This is a genomic window from Enterococcus sp. DIV1420a (assembly GCF_051712165.1).
Classification (GTDB): Bacteria; Bacillota; Bacilli; order Lactobacillales; family Enterococcaceae; genus Enterococcus; species Enterococcus faecalis.
Map to the genome: position 1 here is coordinate 44,358 of NZ_JBIOOI010000002.1, position 12,657 is coordinate 57,014.

The 12,657-nt window shown below is 39.8% G+C and carries 6 protein-coding genes and 1 pseudogene; 5 read left to right on the forward strand and 2 right to left on the reverse strand.

From position 1 onward, the window contains the following. Positions 1 to 8 precede the first annotated feature (8 nt). The 3 genes and pseudogenes from IGI80_RS11250 (at position 9) to IGI80_RS11260 (ending at position 1,513) form a co-directional block, all read left to right on the forward strand. Positions 9 to 395 carry a transposase domain-containing protein gene (locus IGI80_RS11250; protein ID WP_438723496.1) on the forward strand — a complete coding sequence of 129 codons (387 nt, stop codon included), beginning with the start codon at positions 9 to 11 and terminating at the stop codon, positions 393 to 395. A gap of 135 nt (positions 396 to 530) precedes the next feature. Next, positions 531 to 1,282: pseudogene (gene tnpC / locus IGI80_RS11255) on the forward strand (IS66 family transposase); the annotation flags it as partial. 12 nt (positions 1,283 to 1,294) lie between these two features. Further along, positions 1,295 to 1,513 carry a transposase domain-containing protein gene (locus tag IGI80_RS11260; protein ID WP_438724245.1) on the forward strand — a complete coding sequence of 73 codons (219 nt, stop codon included), beginning with the start codon at positions 1,295 to 1,297 and terminating at the stop codon, positions 1,511 to 1,513. Between the two features lie 142 nt (positions 1,514 to 1,655). On the opposite strand, the gene IGI80_RS11265 is transcribed toward IGI80_RS11260, so the two are convergent. Continuing rightward, the gene (locus IGI80_RS11265) at positions 1,656 to 1,982 is read right to left on the reverse strand and encodes a type II toxin-antitoxin system PemK/MazF family toxin (protein ID WP_438723497.1); all 327 of its coding nucleotides are present in this window, start codon (positions 1,980 to 1,982) and stop codon (positions 1,656 to 1,658) included. Beyond that, positions 1,983 to 2,216 (reverse strand): AbrB/MazE/SpoVT family DNA-binding domain-containing protein, encoded by a 234-nt coding sequence (locus tag IGI80_RS11270; RefSeq protein ID WP_438723499.1) that lies wholly within the window; start codon positions 2,214 to 2,216, stop codon positions 1,983 to 1,985. A gap of 1,226 nt (positions 2,217 to 3,442) precedes the next feature. On the opposite strand from IGI80_RS11270, the gene IGI80_RS11275 reads away from it, so the two are divergent. Continuing rightward, complete coding sequence (locus tag IGI80_RS11275) at positions 3,443 to 11,989, forward strand: LysM peptidoglycan-binding domain-containing protein (protein ID WP_438723501.1); 8,547 nt, start codon at positions 3,443 to 3,445, stop codon at positions 11,987 to 11,989. Between the two features lie 266 nt (positions 11,990 to 12,255). Beyond that, positions 12,256 to 12,462, forward strand: a complete 207-nt coding sequence (locus IGI80_RS11280; RefSeq protein WP_438723502.1) for a hypothetical protein — start codon at positions 12,256 to 12,258, stop codon at positions 12,460 to 12,462. Positions 12,463 to 12,657 lie beyond the last annotated feature (195 nt).

Genomic DNA, 12,657 nt, shown 5'->3' on the forward strand with positions numbered 1-12,657 from the left:
TAATCGCTATGCTTCATGAACAAATGCGTGCAAATCAAGAACAATCAAAAGTAATTGAGACACTGACTGGAGAAGTACAATTACTCAGAGAACAAATCGCTTATTTGACCAATAAACTTTATGGAAAATCCAAGGAGTCCTTGCCAGAACAACTCTCTGGTCAGATGAGCTTGAATCTATTTAATGTACCTACAGCTCCACAACCTCTTGCAGAAGAGGTCACCATCAAAACTCATCAGCGAAGAAAAGGGCTGAAAGCAAAGAAATTGGCGGATTTCCCGACAAAAGAAGTTCATCATGAGCTGTCAGAAGATAACCGACTTTGCGCTCACTGCGGAACCATGATGATTGACATGGGAACGAAAAAGGTTCGAGATGAAATTGCCTTCCATTAAGCACGAATCGAAATGCTGCAACATGTTCAACATAATTATTGTTGAAAAGCGAGTGAACGAACAGGAGAAACTTCTCTAAAGAAAGCACCTGTTCCAAAGCCACTTCTTCAAAATAGCTTGGCTTCACCAAGCGTAGTGTCCGAAACGATTCGCTTGAAATTTAAGCAAAAGGTTCCTGCCTATCGGCAGGAAGAGTATTGGCAACAATTAGGCTTGAATATTTCACGAGATAATATTTCGAACTGGCATATTCGAGTGAGCCAAGACTACTTATCTCTTGTAGTTGAACGATTTCATCAGGAATTATCAAAGAGGAACATTGCTTACGCAGATGAAACGACCTATCTAGTGCTAGAAAGCAATAAGACAACCACCTATTATTGGATTTTTAGTAGCTCTCTTCAGAAAAAATATCCAGTCGCAATCTATCATCATAGTGAGACACGTAGCAAGGGAATTCCCAAAGATTTCTTGAAATCCTATGGGGATATCTTCATTGTGACGGTTATACTGGCTATGATGACCTCCCGAATATTTACACCGTTCGATGTTGGGCTCTTGTTCGCAGGAAATTCTATTAAGCCATGCCAAAGGCTCAAGGAGAAACAGAACATTCAGCTGCTTATGTTCTCTCCGTCTTTAAAACTTGTTTCAAGAAAGAGCAAGACTGGAAGAATCTGTCTCCAGAGGAACGTCTTCAAAAACGAGAGGAAGAATTAAGACCATTACTCAACCAACTTTTTTCTTATATCGCAACGATTCCAGCTGTCCCAAAATCGAAACTGTATAAAGCTATCCAATACATGGGAAAATATCGACCCTCGATGGAGCGGGTATTTGAAGACGGTCGTCTGGAGTTGACGAACAATCAAAGTGAGCGGTTGGTCAAGGAAATGGTCATGTGTAGAAAGAATCAATTATTTTCTACCAGCTTGAGCGGCGCGCAGACAACAGGAGATATCCTAAGTGTCATTAAAACGGCTGAACTTAATGGTCTCAACAGTACGAAGTATCTTCAGTACCTATTTGAGGAGCTGCCAAACATGCCTGTTCTTACCAGAGAGCACTTGGATGCGTACCTACCATGGGCAATAAGCGTTCAAGAAAAGTGTAAATAATTGAAAAACAACTTTAGCCTGATTGTAGAATAACAATTGGGCTAAAAGTCGTCTAGGGACTCTGTGGTTCAGCGCTTACCTAAAAAAGTAACCTCAAATAGTTATTTGAGGTTACTTATCTATTTCATATTCTTAACTGTTGTTAAATGAACATACCGATTACTTCAACTACGTTAACCCAAGTTAATAAATCACATTGTTCAATTCTTTCTATATTTCTCTTCATGAAGTCAACTGAACGAAGCTGATGTGTAACTATATCACCTGCTATTTTTTGAGGATCTTTTATCGCTATATATGTTGCAAATCTTCGTTTTGTAGAAGTAATAGGGCAAACTAAACAAAAACCAGTACGCTCATTAAACTTATCTTTACTCACAACTAAAGCTGGTCTTCGTTTTTTTATTTCTTTTCCTTTTGAAGGGTCAAAGTTTATCCAAATAATATCCCTTTGTTTTGGGTAATCCATTTAGTATTCTTTCCCTTCTAACTTCATTGTATCCCATTCTGTATCTTCTACAGCCACAGAATCTCTAAAACCTTTCCAATCTGCATCGTTGTTAAATATATCTTCTCTTTTAGGTTTTAAAATGTATGTGTCATCAATTTTAAAAATTGTATAAGCATCTCCTACTTCTGGAGAAATTCCTTTTGGGAAAATAGCCCCCACAGAATTGCCTATTTTACGTACTATAGTTTCCATGACTATCATCTCCTAACATTATGTTAAATTTAATTTAACATAATGTTAGTTGTCCGTCAAATCATACTTGTTTTTATAGATAATACTTCTGAATTTTCAATATCTAATTTACAATTATATTTTTCTAAAATACGCCCATTCTATAGCAATAGGCAAACCTTTGAGCGTATATTAACCTATTTAATAATAGTTCGCTCTCAACATTTTTTAATATGCCATGCTGTACGTGCGAGTTTCTCCGTATACAGCGTTCCGCCATTATTGTTAATCAACATTTCCAGTTCTCATTGTAGATTTAGTTTGATGTTTTGAGAAATATCGTTCTATATTTATGTACATTCCGATACATTTAAATACCGTTGTATCAACATTTCAAAGAAATAGAAATTCTTTTGAAGGGATACTAACAGACTAAATTGTATAAAAACAAGACCAATTATGACCAAATTGATAGTTGACTTTGATTACGTAAAATCAATATATTTTTTGGAGATAAACCCAGTTGTATATAATTATGGATTTTCTTTATAAAGAAAAAATACTGCTAAATTACTATTAAAAAGTTCCTGAATACGATGAAAAATGTAATCGTAGCCAACAGGTTAACTGAATCTCTATAAGTAATGAAAAACTAGCAATCAATGGTAAAGTACTGTCAAACTACGACAGTACTTTTTTATAGTATTAAATACCATTTCATCCCCTTAAGCAGAATATGTTTGTTTTGTCAAATTAACATTATACATTGCCTATTTATTTCAATTTCATGTTATCAATCGAAAAACTGATATGTAAGGAAACTCCTTTATTTGGATAATTAGTAATGATAAATATAGAATTTATTCTTATTTGTTTTTAGTTTACTTGAATAAATGCGTAGAAACTGCTTTATAGTTGAACTATTTTTATTGATTTGTTTCTCTACTCTGTTATTTAAGCAGTTAAACAAATCTTTCTGAAGAATAGGAAGTCGGATTCTATGTCGTATTAGTATGAAGGGAGTTAAAATAATTGAAACGATAAAAAAATAGTTAGAAACTGTTTTCTCGCTTGTTAGTGACTCTGTTATTAGATCGAAGGTTCATTGATTTTATCCGGAAATTCAGCATATCTATTGGCAACATTTAGTAATAATAAAATCTATGAAAGAGTTAATTATTTAGAAGTTTTTTATGTACAAATATGACAAAACATTTATTAACATTTTATTAAGGAGGTACCTGGTAATGAAAAAAGCACATTTTCAGGCTAATATACGAGCTAATGAACCTAAATATCGTGCCAAAATGTATAAAAAAGGGAAAAAATGGATTATTAAAGGTCTTCTATTTTCTTCTTTAGTTTTAGGTGGTCTAATATTAACGGATACAGAACCCGTCCATGCGGCGGAATGGACTGCTAATTCTGTCGAGAGTATTCAAGCTAAGCTTTCGGCGAATCAATCCAGTTATACTTTTGAAGAAGGTGATACATTTTATAATATTTCCCTAGCAGTAAATGTTAAATGGCAAAAATTGATGGAGCTCAATGGGTTTGAAGACGGTAGCCAATACCATGTTCCGGTAGGAACCACCATTAGTTTTGATGGATCACATATTAAAGTGACGAATCAACAGGGAGAAATAGTAAAAGAAGCTCAGCTAACTCCAGCAGATAAAGTAGACCCTAGTGCGACTTTCGCTAACCAAACTTCTGATTTACCCAAAACAGCGGTAAGTTCTACCCCAAGCCTACCGATCTCTAATGGTGCAGATAAGTTAAGCACGAGCAATGACCAACAAGGAACTGATTTAACCCAAGCTAAAGTAGATGCGCCAACAACTTTAGCGGATAAAAAACAAGCCTTGCTAGAAATGCAAGCAGAATTGGCTGCTTTAGTACAAAAACAAGAAGCGCTTGAACAAGAAAAGCAAGAGCTAGAATTACGTTTGACGAAGGATGTCAATCAAGCAAATAGTGTTAAAGCGGCGGAATTAACCCAGCAACAAAGCGATCTAACGCAACAAGTTAAGCAGTTACAAGAAGAATTAAGCTTACAAAAAAATCACTTGCTCGAAACGAATAATCAACTTACGACAGCTCAACAAGAAAAAGAGAATCTTGCCACACAATTAGCCACTGCGGAACAGGCGTGGCAAGTCACTCAACAAAAAGTGACGAATTTAACGACTGGAAAGCAAGCACTAACTGTCCAGTTAGAAAACCTATCCGAAGAACAAGTAGACCAACGGTCCGCATTAACAGATAAATTAATGGCTATCCAAGCAGAACTAGAGGCAACTACAGCCAACGCTACCCAATTAAACGAGTTACAAGAACAAGTTGTTCAAGCAACAAATACTGTCACAGAACTAACCAAGCAACAAGCGGAGCAACAAACGCATATAACGGATCTTCAAGCCCGGCTAGAGCAAGCGCAAAAGCAATTAAATAGTCTTGCTGTACCAACGACAAGTCAAGCAAATAATGCGCAAGCAGCCGCCGATACTGCTACCCAATTAGCTAATGATGAGAAAAAACTAAACGAATTGACCAATCAAATTACTACGTTAAAGGCCAATATTAGCCAGTTAACCCAAACTATAAATGCATTAGAGGAACATATTTCAGAAGCGCAAGCAAATTTCCAAGCCCTGAAAGTCACTGTTAATAAGCAAGATGATGCGAACCAGTTACTACTTGCGAAAGAAGCCGCAAAAACGGCCATTATTGCGACAGATTTAAGTAATGAAGAAAAAGCAAATTCACTAGCCCAAGTCGATAGTGCAACAACACTAGATACTGTAGCCGCTGTTCAAACGAAAGCAACGGAAGCGAAAGATGCCGAAACAAAACTAAATGACGCCAAAGCCGCTGCGAAAGATCAAATCAATGCGCTTACTGATTTAACCGAAGCTGACAAGAACACCCTACTAGATCAAGTTGACAAAGCAACTACCTTGGCAGATGTCACCACTGCACAAACCACTGCAGAGACTAAAGATACTGCAGTGAAGGAAGCGAAAGCAGCTGAAACAAAATTAAATGAAGCGAAAGATGCCGCAAAAGCGACCATTAACGCGACAGATTTAAGTAATGAAGAAAAAGCAAATTTACTAGCCCAAGTCGATAGTGCAACAACACTAGATACTGTAGCCGCTGTTCAAACGAAAGCAACGGAAGCGAAAGATGCCGAAACAAAACTAAATGACGCTAAAGCCGCTGCGAAGGATCAAATCAACGCGCTTACTGATTTAGCCGAAGCTGATAAGAACACCCTACTAGATCAAGTTGACAAAGCAACTACCTTGGCAGATGTCACCACTGCACAAACCACCGCAGAAACTAAAGATACTGCAGTGAAGGAAGCGAAAAAATTAAATGACGCCAAAGCCGCTGCGAAAGATCAAATCAACGCGCTTACTGACTTAGCCGAAGCTGACAAGAACACCCTACTAGATCAGGTTGACAAAGCGACTACCTTGGCGGATGTCACCACTGCACAAACCACCGCAGAAACTAAAGATACTGCAGTGAAGGAAGCGAAAAAATTAAATGACGCCAAAGCCGCTGCGAAAGATCAAATCAACGCGCTTACTGACTTAGCCGAAGCTGACAAGAACACCCTACTAGATCAGGTTGACAAAGCGACTACCTTGGCGGATGTCACCACTGCACAAACCACCGCAGAAACTAAAGATACCGCAGTGAAGGAAGCGAAACTAAATGACGCGAAAGTAGCTGCGAAGGATCAAATCAACGCGCTTACTGATTTAACCGAAGCTGACAAGAACACCCTACTAGATCAGGTTGACAAAGCAACTACCTTGGCAGATGTCACCACTGCACAAACCACTGCAGAGACTAAAGATACTGCAGTGAAGGAAGCGAAAGCAGCTGAAACAAAATTAAATGAAGCGAAAGATGCCGCAAAAGCGACCATTAACGCGACAGATTTAAGTAATGAAGAAAAAGCAAATTTACTAGCCCAAGTCGATAGTGCAACAACACTAGATACTGTAGCCGCTGTTCAAACGAAAGCAACGGAAGCGAAAGATGCCGAAACAAAACTAAATGACGCTAAAGCCGCTGCGAAGGATCAAATCAACGCGCTTACTGATTTAGCCGAAGCTGATAAGAACACCCTACTAGATCAAGTTGACAAAGCAACTACCTTGGCAGATGTCACCACTGCACAAACCACCGCAGAAACTAAAGATACTGCAGTGAAGGAAGCGAAAAAATTAAATGACGCCAAAGCCGCTGCGAAAGATCAAATCAACGCGCTTACTGACTTAGCCGAAGCTGACAAGAACACCCTACTAGATCAGGTTGACAAAGCGACTACCTTGGCGGATGTCACCACTGCACAAACCACCGCAGAAACTAAAGATACTGCAGTGAAGGAAGCGAAAAAATTAAATGACGCCAAAGCCGCTGCGAAAGATCAAATCAACGCGCTTACTGACTTAGCCGAAGCTGACAAGAACACCCTACTAGATCAGGTTGACAAAGCGACTACCTTGGCGGATGTCACCACTGCACAAACCACCGCAGAAACTAAAGATACCGCAGTGAAGGAAGCGAAACTAAATGACGCGAAAGTAGCTGCGAAGGATCAAATCAACGCGCTTACTGATTTAACCGAAGCTGACAAGAACACCCTACTAGATCAGGTTGACAAAGCGACTACCTTGGCAGATGTCACCACTGCACAAACCACTGCAGAGACTAAAGATACTGCAGTGAAGGAAGCGAAAGCAGCTGAAACAAAATTAAATGAAGCGAAAGATGCCGCAAAAGCGACCATTAACGCGACAGATTTAAGTAATGAAGAAAAAGCAAATTTACTAGCCCAAGTCGATAGTGCAACAACACTAGATACTGTAGCCGCTGTTCAAACGAAAGCAACGGAAGCGAAAGATGCCGAAACAAAACTAAATGACGCTAAAGCCGCTGCGAAGGATCAAATCAACGCGCTTACTGATTTAGCCGAAGCTGATAAGAACACCCTACTAGATCAAGTTGACAAAGCAACTACCTTGGCAGATGTCACCACTGCACAAACCACCGCAGAAACTAAAGATACTGCAGTGAAGGAAGCGAAAAAATTAAATGACGCCAAAGCCGCTGCGAAAGATCAAATCAACGCGCTTACTGACTTAGCCGAAGCTGACAAGAACACCCTACTAGATCAGGTTGACAAAGCGACTACCTTGGCGGATGTCACCACTGCACAAACCACCGCAGAAACTAAAGATACCGCAGTGAAGGAAGCGAAACTAAATGACGCGAAAGTAGCTGCGAAGGATCAAATCAACGCGCTTACTGATTTAACCGAAGCTGACAAGAACACCCTACTAGATCAGGTTGACAAAGCGACTACCTTGGCAGATGTCACCACTGCACAAACCACTGCAGAGACTAAAGATACTGCAGTGAAGGAAGCGAAAGCAGCTGAAACAAAATTAAATGAAGCGAAAGATGCCGCAAAAGCGACCATTAACGCGACAGATTTAAGTAATGAAGAAAAAGCAAATTTACTAGCCCAAGTCGATAGTGCAACAACACTAGATACTGTAGCCGCTGTTCAAACGAAAGCAACGGAAGCGAAAGATGCCGAAACAAAACTAAATGACGCTAAAGCCGCTGCGAAGGATCAAATCAACGCGCTTACTGATTTAGCCGAAGCTGATAAGAACACCCTACTAGATCAAGTTGACAAAGCAACTACCTTGGCAGATGTCACCACTGCACAAACCACCGCAGAAACTAAAGATACTGCAGTGAAGGAAGCGAAAAAATTAAATGACGCCAAAGCCGCTGCGAAAGATCAAATCAACGCGCTTACTGACTTAGCCGAAGCTGACAAGAACACCCTACTAGATCAGGTTGACAAAGCGACTACCTTGGCGGATGTCACCACTGCACAAACCACCGCAGAAACTAAAGATACTGCAGTGAAGGAAGCGAAAAAATTAAATGACGCCAAAGCCGCTGCGAAAGATCAAATCAACGCGCTTACTGACTTAGCCGAAGCTGACAAGAACACCCTACTAGATCAGGTTGACAAAGCGACTACCTTGGCGGATGTCACCACTGCACAAACCACCGCAGAAACTAAAGATACCGCAGTGAAGGAAGCGAAACTAAATGACGCGAAAGTAGCTGCGAAGGATCAAATCAACGCGCTTACTGATTTAACCGAAGCTGACAAGAACACCCTACTAGATCAGGTTGACAAAGCAACTACCTTGGCAGATGTCACCACTACACAAAACACTGCACAAACTAAAGATACCGCAGTGAAGGAAGCGAAACTAAATGACGCGAAAGTAGTTGCGAAGGCCACCATCAATGCCCTAACCAACTTAGATGCAGCGGACAAAACTAACCTGCTTAACCAAGTCGAACAGGCTACAAGCATGGCGGCGGTTGCACTGGCTCAAATGACGGCTGAAGCGAAAGACGCCGCCACCCAAGATACTGGAAATAAATTAAGTATTGCTAAAGATGCCGCAAAAGCGGCCATTAATGCCGCTACCTTGGGAGTGGCGGAGAAAGCCCTCTTGTTAGCCCAAGTTGATCAAGCAAACACGTTAGCTGAGGTGACTGCTGTTCAAAATACGCTAGTAGCAAAAGACCCTGGGAGTCAATTAGATGTCGTTAAAGCCGCCGCAAAGGCCACTATTAATACTTTAGTAGATTTGAGCCTTGCAGAAAAAGCCACCCTACTGGCGCAAGTTGAGGCGGCAACACGACCTGCGGATGTGGTTAAAATCCAAACAAATGCGGTTACGCTAGCGAGTGAAAACCAAATTTTACAAATGGCGAAAGACTTAACCAATGCCAAAGCAATGATTGCTACTCTGCCTAATTTAAATGCTGCTGAAAAAGAGGTCTTTATCACGCAATTAGACGCAGCAAACACCCCTGACGAAATTGCTACGATTACTGCTCAAGCCTTAACCATCACAAAAGAAACAGCGAAGGCGACCATTAATGCTTTACCACAGTTAAGTACGAGCGAAAAGAATGTCTTTTTAGATCGGGTCACTGCGGCGACTACGGTGGATAGTATTAAGAAAGCCGAAATCGATGCGACTAAATTAGCAGAAGAAAACCAGCTTACGCTTGATAAAGCCAAGGCTAAAGCCACCATCAATGAGTTAGCGGATTTGAATACGTCAGAGAAAACGACCTTATTATCCCAAGTGGATATAGCACAAACTCCGCAGGCATTGGCAAATATCCAAGCAGAAGCCCAAGCGACCGCCGCCAATAATCGGCTCATTGCCGCAAAAGTGGATGCGAAAGTAGCTATTTCCGCCTTGTCGGATTTAAACAACGAGGAAAAAGTTAGCCTCTTGACCCAAGTTGATCAAGCTACGACGCCTGAACAAGTGGCGCAAGTCCAAACGAATGCGGTCACGCTAGCCAATGAAAATCAAGTTTTACAAGCGGCGAAAACCTTAACTAACGCTAAAGCCGTCGTTTCAACCCTAACAGATTTAAGTGACGAGGAAAAAACGGCCTTTATGACCCGAGTCAACGCCGCAACTACTGCCGATGAAATCAAACAGCTGATTGATACAACGACTGCTAAAGCGTTAACGACCGCCAAAGCTGCTGCACAGGCAAAAATTAATGATTTGACGGATTTAAGTAGTGAGGAAAAGGCCATCTTTAATGCCCGAGTTACAGCTGCACTGGACGCCGACGGCATTATGGAAGCACAATTAGCTGCGACTAAACTAGCAACTGAAAATCAATTGATTTTTGCTAAAGCGGAAGCCCAAGCGGCGATTACAGCCCTAACCGGCTTGAGTGATGAAGAAAAAGCGGCCTTGAACAAACAAGTAAGCGTGGCTGCTACCGCAATGGATGTAACGAAACTACAAATTGATGCCGCTAAATTAGCGGGTGATCATCAAGCCTTAAAAGCTCAACAAACTATTGCAACCACAGCGATTGAGGCTCTATCTGACTTGAATGCAGCTGAAAAAGCGGCTTTTATCAATCAGATAGCACTAGCAACCTCTCCTGATGAAGTGATAAAAATTCAAAATAACGCCACAAAAGCAGCGGCGAAAGCGGTAATTAATGCCCTAAAAGATTTAGATGATACCCAAAAAGCGACCTTACTAGCCCAAGTTGACGCGGCAAAGACGCCAGAAGAAATAGCACAAGCCCAAAAAACAGCTACGATTCTAGCGAATGAAAACCAAGTCTTGCAAGAAGCGCAAACATTAAACACGGCTAAAACATTAATTTCGACCTTACCTGGTTTAAATGATGAAGAAAAAGCCAACTTACTGGATCAAGTCAATGCTGCAACTACTGCCGATGAAATCAAACAGATGGTTGATACAATCATGTCGAAAGTATTGAATGGCACTAAAGCCGATGCCAAAGCGAAAATCAATGCGTTAACGGATTTAAGTAGTGGGGAAAAAGCCATCTTTACGGCCCGAGTAGATGTAGCGACCACGGGTGATGGCATTGTGAAAGCGCAAAATGATGCAATAAAATTAGCGGCAGAAAATGCCCTCTCATTAGCGAAAGCTAACGCTAAAATTGCCATCAATATCTTACACGGATTAAGTGAGGTAGAAAGAACTACCTTGGCGGATCAAATTGATGCTGCAACAACAGTTTATGAAGTTGCCACTATCCAAGCAGCAGCAGAAGCGAAAGCGATCGGCAATAGTCTAGAAACAGTGAACGCGGCCACCACGGCGAAATTAATTATTTCCGCTTTAACCGGATTAAGTGACGAGGAAAAAACGGCCTTTATCACACAAGTAAATGATGCGACCTCGGCAGAAGCAATTAACTTTGCTAAGGATACGGCGGTAACCAAAAATAATTTCATAATAGTTAAAAAAGCCGCTCAAGCTGATATCACTGCCTTAACTGAATTAGCTGATGAAGAAAAAACGGCCTTTATGAATCAGATCAACATGGCAACTACGGCAGATTTAGTCGCAAGCATACGAAAAGAAGCTATTAAGCGAGACAATGATAGTATCATAGGAAAGCCAAAAGCAGAAGCGATAGCGAAGATTACTCAGTTAACGACTTTAAGTAGTACTGAATTAACAGAATATATTAACCAAATCAACGACGCTACCTCAGGTGCTCAGATTGATACCATAACTAAAGCGGCGGAAGCGAAAGATTATAATTATCGATTAGAAGAATCTAAAGCTGAATTTATTAGTATATTGAGAAGTAGTTCAGCAGATGAAACTAATATTAATATTTTAATTAGTTCTCTAAACTATATTGATAATTTAAAAATTTTAACAGCTTTGAACTCTGAATTAAGTAGTAGTGTTGATTTAGATAAAAACGTACTAATTAAATTAGCTGCTCCTTATTCATCAGGATTAAGCCAAGGAGAAATTAATTCTATTAAAAATAACAAAGATATTATCTATGCTATTAAAGCATTGGCAGAGTTCTATTTAGCGCAATCATCTGCCCCTGAAGCATATATTAACAGCACTAGAGCTCGATTAAATGACGCATATAACTATGCAAATGCAGGAACAAGTGTTTACTGGTTACTAATAGACTTAGAAGTAGCTAAGTTACTAAACTTAGAATTTACAACACCAACTACAATTTTTGTTTATCGTGGCAACACAACTTTCAGTAGTTACGATAACGTTATAAGTACGTTTAATAACAGTAATATTAGTCATGCTGATATGTACAATGATCAAACTAATTATAGTAAATTGATGTCTGATCTAAATAAACTTTATGTAGCTAATGCTAAAAAATAGAAATTACTATTAATAGTTAGGATAACTAAAACTACTTACCACTGTAGACGCTAAATAGTCTCTATAATTACGAAGCGTCTAAACTAAAATCGTTAAAAAAAGCAAACTTTATTAATTAAGAATTAACGAATACAACAGTGGATATAGTGAACAGGATGGCAGATGGTGTGTGACGAAAAAAAGTCATGCACCTTTTGTCAATCTATTATACGAAGCAACCGCCTTTTTCAGACGAGTAAAAGCGCCCTACGGAAGGAGTCTTGTTAATGCGCCATACACAGCGTGAAATTGAATGGCAGAATAGCAGAGTGAAATTATTACGGGAACTCTGTCTAAAATACCCGTATCTAAACATGAATGAGTTAGCGCATCGTTTACAACTAAGCGTAGAAGATGTTTACCGGTTCATTAAAGAATACGACGTGCCCTATTGTTGGAAGTTCCAAAAAAGAGAAAGAGTTAATCAATATTAAGAACTATCTATCCCTAGAAATATAGTCTAGCTAAGGCCATAAAAATCATGGGTTAAGATACTTATTAGTTGATTTAAAAGTTAATTTTTATTGAATCTACATGGACGGGGAAGTTAAAAACTATTATAAATTAGCCCTCTATTTTTAATATCTAATTTTTGTAAGAAAAGTTTAACTAGATTGAGAGAAAGCTTT